Annotated in this window: 12 protein-coding genes and 2 tRNA genes; 8 read left to right on the top strand and 6 right to left on the bottom strand. The window is 71.3% G+C overall.

The features are described from left to right. Positions 1-19 precede the first annotated feature (19 nt). The 4 genes from Sm713_RS07095 (at position 20) to Sm713_RS07080 (ending at position 4,735) form a co-directional block, all read left to right on the top strand. Positions 20-835, top strand: a complete 816-nt coding sequence (locus Sm713_RS07095) for an SOS response-associated peptidase (protein ID WP_212908796.1) — start codon at positions 20-22, stop codon at positions 833-835. A gap of 229 nt (positions 836-1,064) precedes the next feature. Next, complete coding sequence (aroA, locus tag Sm713_RS07090; RefSeq protein ID WP_212908795.1) at positions 1,065-2,453, top strand: 3-phosphoshikimate 1-carboxyvinyltransferase; 1,389 nt, start codon at positions 1,065-1,067, stop codon at positions 2,451-2,453. A gap of 15 nt (positions 2,454-2,468) precedes the next feature. Further along, on the top strand, positions 2,469-3,497 hold the full coding sequence (gene rsgA, locus Sm713_RS07085) for a ribosome small subunit-dependent GTPase A (RefSeq protein WP_212908794.1): 1,029 nt from the start codon (positions 2,469-2,471) through the stop codon (positions 3,495-3,497). Between the two features lie 914 nt (positions 3,498-4,411). After that, on the top strand, positions 4,412-4,735 hold the full coding sequence (locus Sm713_RS07080; RefSeq protein WP_212908793.1) for a multidrug efflux SMR transporter: 324 nt from the start codon (positions 4,412-4,414) through the stop codon (positions 4,733-4,735). Positions 4,736-4,818: 83 nt separating this feature from the next. On the opposite strand, the gene Sm713_RS07075 is transcribed toward Sm713_RS07080, so the two are convergent. Continuing rightward, positions 4,819-5,445, bottom strand: coding sequence for a TetR/AcrR family transcriptional regulator (locus Sm713_RS07075; protein ID WP_212908792.1), 627 nt, complete (start codon positions 5,443-5,445; stop codon positions 4,819-4,821). 170 nt (positions 5,446-5,615) lie between these two features. On the opposite strand from Sm713_RS07075, the gene hisN reads away from it, so the two are divergent. Together hisN and Sm713_RS07065 are read left to right on the top strand one after the other, a co-directional pair. Beyond that, positions 5,616-6,416 carry a histidinol-phosphatase gene (hisN, locus tag Sm713_RS07070; RefSeq protein WP_212908791.1) on the top strand — a complete coding sequence of 267 codons (801 nt, stop codon included), beginning with the start codon at positions 5,616-5,618 and terminating at the stop codon, positions 6,414-6,416. A gap of 154 nt (positions 6,417-6,570) precedes the next feature. Next, positions 6,571-6,972: a cyclic nucleotide-binding/CBS domain-containing protein gene (locus Sm713_RS07065; RefSeq protein WP_212908790.1), complete on the top strand. Its 402-nt coding sequence runs from the start codon at positions 6,571-6,573 to the stop codon at positions 6,970-6,972. Between the two features lie 156 nt (positions 6,973-7,128). Here Sm713_RS07065 and Sm713_RS07060 read toward each other — a convergent pair whose 3' ends face one another. Continuing rightward, complete coding sequence (locus Sm713_RS07060) at positions 7,129-8,655, bottom strand: catalase (protein WP_249416148.1); 1,527 nt, start codon at positions 8,653-8,655, stop codon at positions 7,129-7,131. 73 nt (positions 8,656-8,728) lie between these two features. On the opposite strand from Sm713_RS07060, the gene Sm713_RS07055 reads away from it, so the two are divergent. Continuing rightward, a complete protein-coding gene (locus Sm713_RS07055; RefSeq protein ID WP_212908788.1) occupies positions 8,729-9,139 on the top strand; it encodes a Fur family transcriptional regulator in 411 nt (136 codons plus the stop codon). A 152-nt stretch (positions 9,140-9,291) separates the two neighbouring features. Here Sm713_RS07055 and Sm713_RS07050 read toward each other — a convergent pair. The 4 genes from Sm713_RS07050 to Sm713_RS07035 all read right to left on the bottom strand — a co-directional run bounded on the left by Sm713_RS07050 (position 9,292) and on the right by Sm713_RS07035 (position 15,198). Beyond that, positions 9,292-9,368: transfer RNA gene (locus Sm713_RS07050), tRNA-Met, on the bottom strand. A gap of 264 nt (positions 9,369-9,632) precedes the next feature. Then, on the bottom strand, positions 9,633-11,585 hold the full coding sequence (locus tag Sm713_RS07045) for a tetratricopeptide repeat protein (protein ID WP_212908787.1): 1,953 nt from the start codon (positions 11,583-11,585) through the stop codon (positions 9,633-9,635). A 586-nt stretch (positions 11,586-12,171) separates the two neighbouring features. Beyond that, positions 12,172-12,245 (bottom strand) — tRNA-Met (locus Sm713_RS07040). Between the two features lie 46 nt (positions 12,246-12,291). Further along, the gene (locus Sm713_RS07035; RefSeq protein WP_212911842.1) at positions 12,292-15,198 is read right to left on the bottom strand and encodes a UPF0182 family protein; all 2,907 of its coding nucleotides are present in this window, start codon (positions 15,196-15,198) and stop codon (positions 12,292-12,294) included. A 278-nt stretch (positions 15,199-15,476) separates the two neighbouring features. Here Sm713_RS07035 and Sm713_RS07030 point away from each other — a divergent pair, with 278 nt between their 5' ends. After that, positions 15,477-16,034 (top strand): PPA1309 family protein, encoded by a 558-nt coding sequence (locus Sm713_RS07030; RefSeq protein ID WP_249416147.1) that lies wholly within the window; start codon positions 15,477-15,479, stop codon positions 16,032-16,034. Positions 16,035-16,120 lie beyond the last annotated feature (86 nt).

Below are 16,120 nucleotides of genomic sequence, written 5' to 3'. Positions count from 1 at the left end.
TCGTGGCAGGGTTGCTGTCATGTGCGGACGGTACTCAGCGAGTCGTAGGCCAGAGGATCTCGCAGGCATCTTCGAGATCGAGAAGTGGGACCCCGAGGAGACCCTCGCGCCCGACTGGAACGTGGCCCCCACCAAGGAGGTCTACGCCGTGCTGGACCGTCCCCTGAAAGACGCCGACGACCCGCGACCGGTTCGCCAGCTGCGCAGGCTGAGGTGGGGACTCGTCCCGTCGTGGTCGAAGACCCCGGAGGGCGCGGCCCGGATGATCAACGCCCGGGGCGAGACGGTGCACGAGAAGCCGTCGTACCGCCGCGCCTTCGCCACCCGGCGCTGCATCCTGCCCGCGGACGGCTACTTCGAGTGGGTCACCGGCAGCACGGAGCGCGATCTGGAGGTGAAGGGGAAGAAGAAGCGGCCGCGGAAGCAGCCGTACTTCGTCACGCCCGCCGACGGTTCGGTGTTCGCGATGGCGGGGCTGTACGAGTTCTGGCGGGACGGCACGCTGCCCGACGAGCACCCCTCCGCCTGGTGGGTGACGTGCTCGGTGATCACCACGGAGGCCGAGACCGCGCCGCTCGCGGTGGCCCCGGAGGAGGGGCCGAGGGCGCTCGCCGACATCCACCCGCGGATGCCGCTGATGCTCACCCCGGACCGCTGGGACGCCTGGCTGGACCCCTCCCGCACGGAGCCCGAGGAACTGCGCACGCTGCTCGCGCCGCCGCCCGAGGGCCTGATGCGGGCCTACCCCGTGACGACGTCGGTCAGCAACGTGCGCAACAACGGTCCCGAACTACTCAAGGAACTGCCGGCCCCGGAGGAGGGCACCCTCTTCTGAGGACCTGTTGACGACCTGCCCGGGACCCGGCTGAGGGCCTACAGAGGCCCGGGGGCCTACAGAGGGGCCCGAGGGGGGCCTACAGGGGCCCGAGGGGGCCTGCGAGGGAGCCGACGGCGAGTGCGCCACTTTTTGGCCGGGCGGCGCCCTTATCAAACATAGGTTTCACCCACATTTCGCCATATTTGATCAAGTTTGATGATCCGCCGCAGCCACTAAAGTAAGAGCCATGACCGCTACCCCAGCGCCTACCGTTCTCTGGCCCGCCCCGCACGCGAGCGGAGCCGTCGACGCGACGGTCCACGTGCCCGGATCCAAATCGGTCACCAACCGTGCCCTGGTGCTGGCCGCGCTCGCCGCGGAGCCGGGTTGGCTGCGCCGCCCGCTGCGCTCCCGCGACACCCTTCTGATGGCGTCCGCGCTGCGCGCGATGGGCGTCGGCATCGAGGAGACGGTGTCGTCGGCGTCCGTGATGTCGTCGGTCTCGTCGCTGTCCCCGCAGGCGACGGGCGCGGGCGGCGGTCCGGTGGGACGCGAGGAGTCCGGCGAGGCGTGGCGGGTCATCCCGTCGGGACTGCACGGCCCGGCCGCCGTCGACGTCGGCAACGCCGGCACGGTGATGCGCTTCCTGCCGCCGGTCGCGACCCTCGTCGACGGCCCCGTGCGGTTCGACGGCGACCCGCGCTCGTACGAGCGTCCCCTCGGCGGGGTGATCGGGGCGCTGCGTGCGCTGGGCGCGCGTGTCGACGACAACGGCCGCGGCGCGCTGCCGATGACCGTGCACGGCAACGGTGCGCTGCTGGGCGGCCCGGTGGAGATCGACGCCTCGTCCTCGTCCCAGTTCGTCTCCGCGCTGCTGCTGTCCGCTCCGCGCTTCAACCACGGCGTGCAGGTCAGGCACACCGGCCGCACGCTGCCGTCCATGCCCCACATCCGGATGACCGTCGACATGCTGCGGCAGGCCGGCGCCAAGGTGGACACCCCGGAGTCGGGCGGCGAGCCGAACGTCTGGCGGGTCACCCCGGGCGCGCTGCTCGGCACCGACCTGACGATCGAGCCCGACCTCTCCAACGCCCAGCCGTTCCTGGCCGCCGCCCTGGTCACCGGCGGCCGCGTGGTGATCCCCGACTGGCCCGCGCACACCACCCAGCCCGGCGACCGGCTCCGGGAGATCTTCACCGAGATGGGCGGCTCCTGCGAACTGACCGACCAGGGCCTGGTGTTCACGGGCTCGGGGCGGATCCGCGGCATCGACGTGGACCTGGGCGAGGTCGGCGAGCTGACCCCGGGCGTCGCCGCGGTGGCCGCCCTCGCCGACTCCCCCTCCACGCTGCGCGGCGTGGCGCACCTGCGGCTGCACGAGACGGACCGGCTCGCGGCCCTCACGAAGGAGATCAACGAGCTGGGCGGCGACGTCGCGGAGACCGCCGACGGCCTGCGCGTCAACCCCCGGCCGCTGCACGGCGGCACCTTCCACACCTACGACGACCACCGGATGGCCACCGCGGGCGCGGTGCTCGGCCTCGCCGTGCCGGACGTGGGCATCGAGAACGTCGCGACCACCGCGAAGACCCTCCCCGACTTCCCCGACCTGTGGACCGGGATGCTCGGGTTGTGACGGGCGAATCCGATCATGCGCCGCTACGGCAAGCACACCGACGAGGACGACGTCAGGATCCGCCCCCAGCGCCGGGGCACGCGCCCGCGTACGAGCATCAGGCCCAAGCACGAGGACGCCGCCGAGGGCATGGTGCTCACCGTCGACCGGGGCCGGCTCACGTGCCTCGTCGAGGACCGGATCGTGCTGGCGATGAAGGCGCGGGAGCTGGGCCGCAAGGCGGCCGTGGTGGGCGACCGGGTCGCGCTCGTCGGTGACCTCTCCGGCGCGAAGGACACCCTGGCGCGCATCGTGCGGATCGCGCCGCGGACGTCCGTGCTGCGCCGCACCGCCGACGACGACGATCCCTACGAGCGGGTCGTGGTCGCCAACGCCGACCAGCTCGCCGTCGTCACCGCCCTCGCCGACCCCGAGCCGCGCCCGCGCCTGATCGACCGGTGCCTCGTCGCCGCCTACGACGGCGGGCTCGACCCGCTCCTGGTGCTCACCAAGTCCGACCTGGCCCCGCCCGAGAAGCTCCTGGAGACCTACGAGCCGCTGGGCGTGCCGTACGTCGTCACCTCCCGCGAGGAACTGGAGAACGGCGACGCCGCCGACCGCGTGCACGCGCTGCTCGACGGCAAGATCACCGCGTTCGTGGGGCACTCCGGCGTCGGCAAGACCACCCTCGTCAACTCCCTGGTCCCCGAGGAGCGGCGGCGCAGCACCGGGCACGTCAACGCGGTCACCGGGCGCGGCAGGCACACCACCACGTCGGCACTGGCCCTGCCCCTGACCGGCCCCGGGGACGACGGCGGGCAGCGCGGCTGGGTCATCGACACCCCGGGCGTGCGGTCCTTCGGGCTCGCGCACGTCGACCCCTCCCGGGTCATCCACGCCTTCCCCGACCTGGAGCCCGGCACCGCCGGCTGCCCGCGCGCGTGCAGCCACGACGAGCCGGACTGCGCCCTCGACGCATGGGTGGCCGAAGGCCACGCCGATCCGACCCGCCTCTACTCGCTCCGGCGCCTGCTGGCTACGCGGGAGCGGCACGAGGGCGACTGAGCGCCCCTTTCCGGGGCGCGCGAAACCGCTCAGCCGTGGTGCCGGGGGCCGTCCGGTGGGGGGCGCTCCGGCTGGGGTCCTGCCCCGGCTGGGGTCCTGCCCCGGCTGGGCGCGGCTGGGGCGGGTCTGTCCCGTGCGGCGGTTCTTGGGCGTTGCCCTGGCGGGGGCGCGGGGCCGTGTTCTGGGGGTACTGGGGCTGGGCCCGGTGGCCTACAGCAGGCGCATCGTGGTTGCTCGCGCAGTTCCCCGCGCCCCTTTCGGGGCGCAGCTCCACGCCGCGTCCAGGCAGGGACACGCGGCTGTGCTCGAATTGCGGCTCCGCCTCGGGCGCGACCAGCCCCCACCGGCCGGTGGCCAAGCACACGACCGCAAGAGGCCCGGCCCGGTGGCCCGCCGCGGGCACGTCGTGGTTGCTCGCGCAGTTCCCCGCGCCCCTTTCGGGGCGCAGCTCCACGCCGTTTCCAGGCAGGAACGCGCGACTTCCAGGCAGGAACGCGCGACCCGGACCATGTGCGCCCCGTCAGGGGCGCGGGACCGTGCTCGATTTGCGGCTCCGCCGCGTGGGCGCGACCAGCCCCCACCGATCAGCGGCCAAACAGACAACCCCAAGAGACTCGGCCCGGTGGCCCTCCCCCACTGCCCGAAGGGCGTGGGAGGTACCCCCAAGGCGCATCGCGTTCCTTCGAGGTTTGCGTGAACGACATGTAGGTAAAGGCATAATCGCACCGAGCGGGAACGCGCGATCGACCCGGTCGAAACGACCATAATCCGGGTGTCCCATACGATCGAACCTGGTCGAACGGCTCCCGGGCGCGCCACACGCCGGCGGGACGGCGGCCCGCGTGCCGCCGGGACGGGCGGGACGGCGGGGCGGGCAAGGCGGCCACGGCAGGCGGAGAGTCGGGAGGCAGGACATGGCGTGGCTGCTGGTCATCGTGGCCGGGCTGCTGGAGACCGGCTTCGCGGTCTGCCTGAAGCTGTCGCACGGCTTCACCCGGCTGTGGCCCACGGTCGCCTTCTGCTCCTTCGCGCTCGGCAGCTTCGGCCTCCTCACGCTCTCGCTGCGGCGCCTGGACGTGGGCCCCGCGTACGCGGTGTGGACGGGCATCGGCGCCGCGGGCACCGCGATCTACGGCATGATCTTCCTGGACGACCTGGTCTCCGTGCTGAAGATCGTCTCGATCAGCCTGGTGATCGTGGGCGTGATCGGCCTCCAGCTCTCGGGCTCCTCCCACTGACCCGGGGAAGCCGCTCACCGGGCCACGCCCCGCCCCACGTTCCCGTGAACCGGCCGCGCACCGGCCGGCCGTGCGCCCGCCGTTCAGGACACGTTCTGCCGGACCAGCCGGGGCAGCGCGGCGCGCACCAGATGGGCGGTGCCGTCCGCCCCCGTGGTGTTCGGCGGCACCAGCAGGCACGACAGCGCGAGCCGGAGCGCCAGCTCGCAGAGCCTGGCCTGCTCCACGGCCTCGGATCTGGCCGTGCCCGGACCGCAGATCGCGCTCAGCGTCCGGTCGCGGACCAGCACGAAGAGCTCGCCGGGGGCGGGCAGCGGCCCGTCGGCGCGGCGCTGCGCGGGCACCACGGAAGTGGACGGCACCGCGGACAGCGTCGGCGCGGGCAGCCGCCGGTTCCACAGGCCGGTGAGCACCGCTCGTACCAGCGCGTTGGAACCGGCCGAGGCCACCGTCCACTCGGCGACCGCCGCCAGCCGCTCCCGCGGGTCCCGGGGACCGGCGAGCGCGCGGTCCACCCCCGCGAGATAGGAGTCGGTCTCGCGGCGCACCAGGGCGCGGGCGAGACCTTCCTTGCTGCCGAACTCGTTGTAGAGCGTCTGGCGCGAGACTCCGGCTTCGGCCGCCACGTCGACCATCCGGACTCTGGACCACGACTTGCGGGTGAGTGCTGTGCGGGCCGCGTCCAATAAGGACTCCCGCGCTGCGGGCATCAGCGCCTCCCAGACCGAGGGGCGAGGCCGGATGGCTTCGACCTCGCCGGTTGGAGCGGGCTCCAGCTCAGAGTTTGACGCCCCTCATGACCCTGTCAAGAGTGCCCCTGGAAGACCACACCACACGCGCATGGTGGCCCCCACCTGACCGAGATCGATACTGTTCGCCCATGCCCGACTATCACGATGATCTGCGTCTCGGTCACGTCCTCGCGGACGCCGCTGACGCCGCGACCATGGACCGGTTCAAGGCGCTCAACCTGAAGGTGGAGACCAAGCCGGACATGACGCCGGTGAGCGACGCCGACAAGGCCGCGGAGGAGCTGATCCGGGGTCACCTGAAGCGGGCACGGCCGAGAGACGCGGTCCTCGGCGAGGAGTACGGCATCGAGGGCACGGGCCCGCGCCGCTGGGTGATCGACCCGATCGACGGCACCAAGAACTACGTACGGGGCGTCCCGGTCTGGGCGACGCTGATCTCCCTGATGGAGGCCGGCGAGGGCGGTTTCCAGCCGCGGGTCGGCGTGGTGTCGGCACCGGCGCTGGGCCGCCGCTGGTGGGCCGCCCAGGGGCATGGCGCGTTCACCGGCCGCAGCCTGTCGTCGGCGACTCGCTTGCGGGTCTCCGGCGTCTCCCGGCTCGCCGACGCCTCGTTCGCCTACTCCAGCCTGACGGGCTGGGAGGAGCAGGGCAGGCTCGACGGCTTCCTCGACCTCAGCCGCTCGGTGTGGCGCACCCGCGGCTACGGCGACTTCTGGCCGTACATGATGGTGGCCGAGGGCTCCGTGGACATGTGCGCCGAGCCCGAGCTGTCCCTGTGGGACATGGCGGCGACGGCGATCGTGGTGACCGAGGCGGGCGGCGAGTTCACCGGCCTGGACGGCAGGCCGGGCCCGCACAGCGGCAACGCCGCCGCTTCGAACGGCCTGCTCCACGACGAACTGCTGGGCTACCTGAACCAGCGGTACTGACCGGTACGCGCCCTCCGGACGGGTGATGGCCGAAGGGATGCCGGGTACCCCCTTGTTGCCGGCCCGAACGGATGCGACTCTGAGAGTCCCCCCCACTTGTGAACTTGTGAATCGCTTCTCTAACGGCGATTCCCCAGGAGGTGGCTCAAAGATCATGCTCGTCCGTGACGCCATGACCACCGTCGTCCTCACCGTCGGCCCCGATCACAGCCTCCGGCAGGCGGCCCGGCTGATGTCCGCACGCCGGGTCGGTGCGGCCGTGGTCCTCGATCCCGACACGTCCGGCCTCGGCATCCTGACCGAGCGCGACATCCTCAACTCGATCGGCGCCGGCGAGGACCCCGACCGGGAGACCGCCGGCACCCACACCACGTCCGACGTCGTCTTCGCCGCACCGGGCTGGACGCTGGCCGATGCGGCGGACGCGATGACCCGCGGCGGCTTCCGCCACCTGATCGTGCTGGACGCCCAGGAACCCGTGGGCATCGTCTCGGTCCGCGACATCATCCGCTGCTGGCTGCCGAGCCGCGCGGAGGAACGGACCCTGGTGAGCTGACCGGGGGCCCGCCAACACCCCCGTCCAGCGCCCCCGCGGGCGGACCGCTCGATGCGCCGGGCTCGCGGCCCGCACCGCGGGGCGCGTGGAGGCATGGATGAGGGCCGGACTTCCGGGGGATGGAAGTCCGGCCCTCGTGGTTCGGCAAGGGGCCGGTCAGCCGCGGAGGGCCTGGACCGCGGCCTCCAGCCGCTTGCCGAAGTCGCCGTCCGCCTGGCGGAAGTTGGCGATGGCGCGCTCGGCGATGTCGTCGCGTGAGACACCCGAGATGGCGCCCGCGAGGTTGTCGACGAGGCGCTGCTTCTCGTCCTCGGACATCAGGCGGTAGAGGTTGCCCGCCTGGACGAAGTCGTTGTCCTCGGCGTGGCTCGGCGCTTCGTGCTCGCCGGTGGCGCCGGAGACGTCCAGGGGCTGCCACAGCGGACGCCCCGTCTCGAACGGGCCGCCGAAGCTGTTCGGCTCGTAGTTCTTGGCGCCCTTGTGCCGACCGTCGTAGAGGAAGCCGTCCCGGGAGTTGGTGCGGGCCTCGGTGGCGTGCGGACGGTTCACCGGGAGGTGGTCGGCGTTGACGCCGACGCGGTAGCGGTGGGCGTCGCCGTACGCGAAGAGGCGGCCCTGGAGCATCTTGTCCGGGGAGGGGCCGATGCCGGGCACGAAGTGCGCCGGGCTGAAGATGGACTGCTCGACCTCGGCGAAGATGTTCTCCGGGTTGCGGTTGAGCTCCAGCTTGCCGATCTCGATCGGCGGGTAGTCCTCGTGCGGCCAGATCTTGGTGAGGTCGAACGGGTTGAAGCGGTAGGTCGCCGCCTCGCTCGCCGGCATGACCTGGATCTGCACGGTCCACGTCGGGTACTCGCCCCGCTCGATGGCCTCGCGGAGGTCACGCTGGTGGGAGTCGGGGTCCTTGCCCGCCAGGACCTCGGCCTCCTGGTTGGTGAGGGTCTTGATGCCCTGGTCCGTCTTGAAGTGGTACTTGACCCAGAAGACCTCGCCCGCAGCGTTGTTCCACTGGTAGGTGTGCGAGCTGTAGCCGTTCATGTGGCGGTAGGACGCGGGGATGCCGCGGTCGCCGAAGAGCCAGGTCACCTGGTGGGTGGACTCGGGGCTCAGGCCCCAGAAGTCCCAGACGTTGTCCGCCTCCTGGGACCCGGTGTACGGGTCGCGCTTCTGGGTGTGGATGAAGTCCGGGAACTTGATGGCGTCCTTGATGAAGAACACCGGCGTGTTGTTCCCGACGAGGTCGTAGTTGCCGTCCTCGGTGTAGAACTTCAGGGCGAAACCGCGCGGGTCGCGCACCGCGTCAGGCGCCCCGAGGTTGCCGGCCACCGTGGAGAACCTCAGGAAGGTCTCCGTCTGCTTGCCGACCTCGGACAGGAACTTCGCCCGGGTCCACTGGGAGACGTCCCGAGTCAGCGTGAACGTCCCGTAGGCGCCCGCACCGCGCGCGTGCACGATCCGCTCCGGGATCCGCTCGCGGTTGAAGTGGGCCAGCTTCTCCAGCAGGACCTGGTCCTGGACCAGAACAGGACCGCCGACACCCGCAGCCTCGCTGTTCTGATTGTCTGCGACCGGAGCACCGGCCTCCGTCGTAAGCGGTCCCTGCGACGTCACGTCTGCCTCCTGCGTCCTTGCTGCCGATCCCTTGCCGTGGCTGATGTGCCGACTCGATCCTACGATAGACATTGTCTAAGTCAAGCTGTCTTCCAGACTCACACTCGTTACGGAACTGGTCACCACCCAATGCTAGGATGGTGCTATGAGTGACCTTCTGGAGCGACTGCGCGGCCGCGGATGGCGGATGACCGCACAACGGCGCGTCGTCGCCGAGGTGCTCGACGGCGAACACGTGCACATGACCGCGGACGAGGTGCACGCGCACGCCGTGGCCAAGCTTCCCGAGATCTCCCGGGCGACGGTGTACAACACACTGGGTGAGCTGGTCTCGCTCGGCGAGGTGCTGGAGGTCTCCACCGACCAGCGCGCCAAGCGGTACGACCCGAACGCGCACCGCCCGCACCACCACCTGGTCTGCTCCGGCTGCGGCGCGATCCGCGACGTCCACCCGAGCGGCGATCCGCTGGCCGATCTGCCGGCCACGGAACGGTTCGGCTTCGCGGTCGCCGAGGCCGAGGTCACGTACCGTGGACTGTGCCCCGACTGCGCGTAGCGCGGTTCCCGCGCGGCCGCCGGGGTCCGGGGTCGCTCCTGTTGCCAGCTGCACGGGGCCGGTGGCCGGCTCCCCGGAAAGCCCACTCCCTGGAAGGCTCTGCAAACACGCCGAAGGCCCGGTCCTGATCTTCCAGAACCGGGCCTTCGCCTTGGTAGCGGGGACAGGATTTGAACCTGCGACCTCTGGGTTATGAGCCCAGCGAGCTACCGAGCTGCTCCACCCCGCGTCGTTGTCCATGACCCTACGCGACCAACGGTGTCCGTCGCAAATCCGTTTCTTTCCCTGTCGCCCTCCCGCGGTTTCCCTGACGTCAGCCTCCAACCGCACCCCGGAAGGGGCGCGGGGAACTGCGTGAGCGACCACACTGAGACCGTCAGGTCGCCACCGGCCGAGAGAACCCCCAGGAGCCGCCCCCGGCGACCGGCCTCCCCCGCCGGAAGGGCGACCCGCGCAAGGGGTGCCCCGGGGCTCAGCCCCCAAGCAGCGCGCCCTACGCCGTCAGCTCCTGGCGTACGGCGTCCCGCAGCCGCGTCGCCCGCGCAGCGACCTCCTCCGGCCCCAGCTCGGCGGCCCGCGTGCTCCACCGCTGCGCCTCGGCCAGCTCCCCGCGCCGCGCGAAGAGCAGCGCGAGACGCAGTGCGGCACGCCCGTGGCCCGCGTCGGCGGCCCGCCGCCACCACAGCGCCGCCTCCGGCTCGCTGCCCTCCCTGGCGAGCAGCAGGCCGAGGTTGAACGCGCCGTTGCGGCTGCCCGCCTCCGCGGCCCTGCGGTACCAGTTCGCCGCCTCGACGACGTCGCCCCGCGCAGCGGCCAGCATGCCGACCCGCACCTGGGCACGCCGGTGCCCCTGCCCGGCCGCGCGCTCGTACCACTCCTCGCACTCGGTCTTCTCGACCACGGGCTCGCCGAGCTCGTGCGCGGGCGGCACGGGACGGCGTGCGTCCAGCAGGGTCGCCAGGCGGTACGCCGCCTCGGGGCTGCCGCCGCCCGCCGCGCACCGCAGATGCCGCTCGGCGCCCGCCTCGTCGCCCTCCTTGAGGCGCGCGATGCCGACCTGGAGCGCCGCCTCGGTGTGCCCGTCCGCCGCCGCACGGCCGTACCACGCGAGCGCGCCCCGCTCGTCGCCGCGGCCCGCGCAGAGGATGCCGAGGTTGAACGCGGCGTCGACGCTGCCCGACTCGGCGGCCTTGGAGAACCACGGCTCGGCGCCCTCCGCGTCACCGCTCTGGAGCAGCTGCACGGCGAGCGCGTTGGCGGCCTCGCGGTGCCCCGCGTAGGCGGCCCTGCGGTACCACTGCTCCGCCTGCTGGCCGCGGTTGCGCGCAGCGCAGAGCAGGCCGAGGTTGTAGGCGCCGTTGATGTCGCCCGCCTCCAGCGCGGCGCGGTACCAGCGCTCCGCCGTCTGCGGCTCGCCGCGCTCCGCGTGGAGCGCGCCGAGGGCGTTGGCGGCGTTCCCGTCGCCCTCCTTGGCGGCCTTCAGCCACCACGTCTCGGCGCTCTTCAGGTCCCCGGCGTCGCGCAGCAGGAAGCCGAGAGCGCACGCGGCGCGTGCCTCGCCGTCCTTGGCGGACGTCAGGTACCAGCGCCCGGCCTCCTTCAGGGCACCGCGCTTCTCCAGGATGGCCCCGAGGTGCAGGGCGGCACACCGGTGCCCGCGGGCGGCGGCCTGCCGGTACCACTGCTCGGCCTCGTCGGCCGGTGCGAGCTGCCGGCTCCCGGACTCCGGGCCGGCAGGCGGCTCGGAGGCGTCGGAGCGCGCCATGGCGGCACCACGGTGCTCGTCCGCTCCGCGCTTGCTCCGATGCGCCCCGGAACGGTTGCTTCCGTCGCGCTGCGCGCCGCCCTTGGGCCCCGCGCGTACTCCCCCGGGGCCCTGGACCCCCTTCTCCTCTGCCTTGAGGTCGAGGATCCTGGCCAGCCGGTAGGCGGCCTCCCTGTGCCCGTGCTCGGCGGCGGCGCGCATCCAGTACTCGACGCCGTCCTCGCTCCGGTGCTCCAGGAGATCGGCGAGTGCGTACGCGCCGAGGACGTGGCCCTGCTCGGCGGACTGCCGCAGCCAGTAGGCCGCGGCGGGCTCGTCGCCGCGCTCGCGGTGGTGCCGTCCCAGGGCGTGCGCCGCCGCGGCCGAACCGGCGACGGCTGCCACCCGCCACCAGCCGGCGGCCTCGTCCGGGTAGCCGCGCTGGTGCAGCAGGACGCCCAGGTTGTTGGCGGCGGCCCGGTCGCCGGCCGTGGTGGCGGCGCGCAGCAGGGGCTCGGCTCCGTCGAGGTCGCCACGGCGCAGCATGGTGGCGCCGAGGACACTCATGGCCTCGACGTCACCGGCCTCGGCGGCGAGCCGCCGGCGGGCCTCCTCTGCGGCCACCCCGGACTTGTCCCGGTCGGCCTGCTGCACAAAACGGGCTGTCTCCAACAGAGTTGCCTTATCCCCCATACCATCCATCGTCGCACCACCTGCAACCTTGGTACACCTGGTATACCGCAGCCAGTGAGGTCACTTCAGCGTTTTGTCGACATGCCCACAGAGAGATAAGTCAAACGCGTGATTCTCAACTCCGCGAGGGTGCCGCATCGTCGCACTAGTCCGACCGGACCGGTCCCCGTGCGGACGCGCCCCGGTGCCGGAGCCGTGCGCGGCGCGTAGCGCCGACGCGCGGGCGCCGCCCACCGGGACGGCGCCCGCCGGAGAGGCCTGGTCGCCGGGTACGCGGAGGAGTTGGGTCCGCGGACCCGTTCCGGGCGCCTGGAAGGCCCGCACGGGCACACAGTAGGCCCGAACGGGCACGGGGACGCCATGGATCGGACCGGACACGCGGATGGCCCGGCGCGGGACCCGGGCCCGGGCCCGGACCCGGCCCCGGACACGCCGAAGGCCGGGATCCGGAGCGGACATGCGAAGCGGACATGCGAAGCGGACATGCGAAGCGGACATGCGAAGCGGACATGCGAAGCGGACATGCGAAGCGGACATGCGAAGCGGACATGCGGAAGGCCCGGATCCAGAGTCTGGATCCGGGCCTTCTCCCGAGTAGCGGGGACAGGATTTGAACCTGCGACCTCTGGGTTATGAGCCCAGCGAGCTACCGAGCTGCTCCACCCCGCGTCGTGTTCCAGAACCGTATCACGACGCGGGTGAGCATTTGATCAGGTCAGCCCTGCCCGCCCGAGCCCTTGCCGGTGCTCGTGCCGCCGCCCTTGCCGTTCTTGCTGTCGGCGGCGTCCTGCGCGTCCGCGGCGCGCTTGAGGGCGTCCTTGAGCCTGTCCTGCGCCTTGGCGTAGGCGGCCAGGTCGCGGTTCTCCAGGGCCTTCTGGCCGTCGTCGAAGGCCTTCTGGGCATCGCTCAGGGCCTGCTTCACCGTGGGACTCGCGGGTGGCGCCTGTTGCCCGCCGGGTTTCTGTGGCTGGGCGGGCTGGGATCCGGCCACGCCGAAGGCCTGGTTGAGGGAGTCGGCGAGGGTGTCCGCGAATCCGGTCTTGTTCCCGTAGGAGACGGCGACCTTGCGCAGCAGCGGATACTCGGAGTTCCGCCCTTGTGCGTAGATCGGCTCCACATAGAGGAAGCCGTCGTCCAGCGGCACCGTGAGCAGATTGCCGTAGAGGACGGTCGAGTCGGCGCCCTTCATGTCGCGGATGAAGTCCGCGACGGGCGTCACGGAGTTGAGCTTGTTCTGCACCTGTTCGGGGCCGTCGACCTTGTCCTCGGTGACCCTGAGGAGTCTGATCTTGCCGTAGTCCTTGCTGGTGGCGTCCGCGTCGACGGCCATGAACGCTCTCAGGTTGGGCCGCCCGCTGGGGGTGAAGGTGGACGTCAGCGAGAACTGCCGGCCGCTCTGGTCCGGCATCGCCAGGGACAGGTAGTAGGGCGGAACGGGGCTGTTGTCCCTCTTGGTGGGGTCGTTGGGGACCTGCCAGGCGTCACTCGCGTTGTAGAACTGGTCGGGCGTCGTGACGTGGTAGAGGGACAGCAGCTCGCGCTGCACCTTGAACATGTCCTGCGGGTAGCGCAGATGCTCCATGAGGTCCGGGGGGATGTCCTTCTTCGGCAGCACGGTGCCGGGGAATGCCTTCTTCCAGGTCTTCAGGACCGGGTCCTTGTCGTCCCAGGTATAGAGCTTGACCGTGCCGTCGTAGGCGTCGACGGTGGCCTTCACGGAGTTGCGGATGTAGTTGACCTGGTTCTGCTGGGCCACCACCGCGCGCTGGTTGTCGGCCTCGTTGAGCGAGTCGGCCGTCGTGTCGCCGAGGGTCGTACGCGAGGCGTAGGGATAGCCGTTGGAGGTCGTGTACGCGTCGACGACCCACTGGATGCGGCCGTCGACGACGGACGGGTAGGCGTCGCCGTCGATCGTCAGCCAGGGGGCGACCGCCTCGACGCGCTCCTTGGGCGTGCGGTTGTAGAGGATCTTCGAGCCCTTGCCGATGGCGCCCGAGTAGAAGATCTGCGGTTCGTTGAAGGCCACCGCGTACGCGGCGCGGTTGAGCGGGCTGGAGATGTCGACGCCGCCCTTGCCCCGGAAGCTGGTGGTCTTCTGGTTGCCGCCGTCCTGCTCGTAGTCGAGCTCCTTCTGCGGGCCGCCCACGATCGAGTACTGGTTCGTCTTCTCACCGTAGTAGACGCGCTGCTGGTAGCTGCCGAGGTCGCCCCCGGCCGGCAGGCCCGACTCGGTGAACCGCGGCGCGCCCTTGGAGCTGGCGTCCGTCTCCGTGCCCTTGGCCGCGACGATGCCGTAGCCGTGGGTGTAGGTGAAGTGGTCGTTGATCCAGTTGCGCTTGTCGACGCCCGAGAGGTTCAGCTCACGCAGGCCGATGACCGTGTCCTGGCCGTTGTAGCGGTCGACGTCGAGCGTCTTCGGGAACTGGTAGTACGTCCGCTCCTGCTCCAGCTGCTGGAAGGTCGGCGAGACGATGTTGGGGTCGTTCAGCCGGTAGCTGGCGGCGGAGTCGGCGGCGGCGCGCTGCTTCGAGGCGTTGCTGACCGCGCCCTTGCCCGAGTAGTCCACGGGCGTCACGCCGTCGATGCCGTAGGCCTTGCGGGTCGCCTGGATGTTCTTCTCGATGTACGGCGCTTCCTTGGCCTGCTCGTTCGGCTGGACCTGGAACTTCTGGACGATCGCCGGGTACAGGCCGCCGATGAGGATCGCCGAGAGCACCATCAGGCCCAGGCCGATGACCGGAAGCTGCCAGGTGCGGCGCCACAGCGTCGCGAAGAACAGCAGGGCGCAGATGACGGCGATGCAGAACAGGATCGTCTTGGCGGGCAGGTAGGCGTTGGCGTCGACGTACCGCAGGCCCGTCCAGTTTCCCGTCGCCTTGAAGTCGCTGGTCTTGACCGCGAGGCCGTACCGGTCGAGCCAGTAGGCGACGGCCTTCAGGGCGACGAAGATGCCGACCAGCACCGAGAGGTGGCTGGTGGCCGCGCCGGTGGCCCGGGCGCCCGGGCTGGTGATCCTGAGCCCCCCGTACAGGTAGTGCGTCAGGGCCGCGGCGATCAGGGAGATCACCGCGGCGGCGAACCCGAAGCCCAGCAGGAAGCGGTACCAGGGCAGCTCGAACGCGTAGAAGGAGACGTCCATGTGGAACTGCGGGTCCTTCTGGCCGAAGGGCACGCCGTTGACCCACATCAGCCAGGTGCGCCACTGGCTGGCCGCCGAGGCGCCCGCGATCAGGCCCACCAGTGCCGTGATCGCCAGCAGGATCCACTTCTTGTACGGGGCGATCCCCATCCGGTAGCGGTCGAGGTTCTGCTGCTCCATCGACATGGCGCTGAGCGGCGGGCGCAGCCGGTGCGCCAGCCAGACGTTCAGCGCGACCGCCACCGCCATCAGCAGCCCGAAGACGCAGAACAGCCCGATCTTGGTCCACAGCGTGGTGGTGAAGACGGAGGCGTACTTGACGGACCGGTACCAGAGCAGCTCCGTCCAGAACCCCGAGAACATCACGAACGCCATGGCCAGCACGGCCAGCACGCCCAGCGTCAAGAGCAGCGTGCGGGCGCGCCGGGAGGGCCGGCCCACTCTGATCCGTGACCCCGTGGGGCCTGAGCCGCGGTCCGGCATCTGGAAAGCCAAGGTGCGCACCTCGAAGTTCGCGAATAGCTGTCGGTTGCTGTGGACGGGTGTTCGGTCCGTTGAGGACGGTTCTGCCGTATGAGGTTATGTGCGGTATGGATTCTTACGTGGTGTGCGGTTTGTGTGCGTTGGGGTGCCTCTGCGAGGGTTCCGCACGGGTCCTTCGGGGCCGGGGCGCCGTCGGCGATCGTAGGGCCCACTGATGCAACTTACTGAGGCTTTACACAGTTCCCGCTCGGGCCCCCGAACCAGGCAGGATATTGCCCATGTCCAACGATTCCCCCGCGGGCCCTCCGATGGCCGCGAGCCCCCTCACCCGTGCCGTGCTGGAGATCGACGAGTACGTCTCCGGTCTCGGCTGGGACCAGTCTCCCCGTCTGTTCGCCCTCGTCGACACCGCCCGGCTGCGGTCCGAGGAGCCCTCTCTGGCCGAGCGCCTCGGTCTGGCCGAGGACGGCCCGGCGGGCTCGCTGACCCCGATCGAGCAGGAGGAGGTCCCAACGGGCGAGCCGCTCGACACGTTCCTCGGCACCATCGCGTGGCCGGATGCGATCACCGGCTGCGCCCTGACCGTGGAGCGCCTGATGCTGCCGCCGTCGGCCGAGGCGTCGGTGCCGGACGACCTGGACGGCGCCCGGCTCGCGGAGTGGGTGGCCGAGCACCCGGACCGCCAGGAGGTCCGGATGACGGTGGCGGTGCTGCGCGACGGCGCCCGCGAGTCGGCCCTGCGGCTGCGCGAGAAGGACTCGCCGTCCGAGGTGCTGACCGGTTCCGGGCTGGTGCCGGGCCTCGCGGACGCGCTGGTGGCCACGTTCGAGGAGTAGCGGCGTAGGGGCGCGGCAGCCTGCCTGGCGCCGGGGCGGGGCCGCACCGCCCCGCCGTCAGCCGGCCCGCGTCCCTTCCCGGGCGC

It is taken from the genome of Streptomyces sp. TS71-3 (genome assembly GCF_018327685.1).
GTDB lineage: Bacteria > Actinomycetota > Actinomycetes > Streptomycetales > Streptomycetaceae > Streptomyces.
The sequence above is the reverse complement of the archived record's forward strand: the minus strand, read 5'-3'. Positions and strand labels throughout refer to the sequence as shown.

Coding starts and splice junctions, on each gene's coding strand:
- Sm713_RS07075 (WP_212908792.1), bottom strand. CDS start 5,445: ATGCCCGCAGCGCGGGAGTCCTTATTGGACGCGGCCCGCACAGCACTC.
- Sm713_RS07045 (WP_212908787.1), bottom strand. CDS start 11,585: ATGGATGGTATGGGGGATAAGGCAACTCTGTTGGAGACAGCCCGTTTT.
- hisN (WP_212908791.1), top strand. CDS start 5,616: ATGCCCGACTATCACGATGATCTGCGTCTCGGTCACGTCCTCGCGGAC.
- Sm713_RS07065 (WP_212908790.1), top strand. CDS start 6,571: ATGCTCGTCCGTGACGCCATGACCACCGTCGTCCTCACCGTCGGCCCC.
- Sm713_RS07080 (WP_212908793.1), top strand. CDS start 4,412: ATGGCGTGGCTGCTGGTCATCGTGGCCGGGCTGCTGGAGACCGGCTTC.
- aroA (WP_212908795.1), top strand. CDS start 1,065: ATGACCGCTACCCCAGCGCCTACCGTTCTCTGGCCCGCCCCGCACGCG.
- rsgA (WP_212908794.1), top strand. CDS start 2,469: ATGCGCCGCTACGGCAAGCACACCGACGAGGACGACGTCAGGATCCGC.
- Sm713_RS07095 (WP_212908796.1), top strand. CDS start 20: ATGTGCGGACGGTACTCAGCGAGTCGTAGGCCAGAGGATCTCGCAGGC.
- Sm713_RS07060 (WP_249416148.1), bottom strand. CDS start 8,655: ATGTCTATCGTAGGATCGAGTCGGCACATCAGCCACGGCAAGGGATCG.
- Sm713_RS07055 (WP_212908788.1), top strand. CDS start 8,729: ATGAGTGACCTTCTGGAGCGACTGCGCGGCCGCGGATGGCGGATGACC.
- Sm713_RS07030 (WP_249416147.1), top strand. CDS start 15,477: ATGTCCAACGATTCCCCCGCGGGCCCTCCGATGGCCGCGAGCCCCCTC.
- Sm713_RS07035 (WP_212911842.1), bottom strand. CDS start 15,198: ATGCCGGACCGCGGCTCAGGCCCCACGGGGTCACGGATCAGAGTGGGC.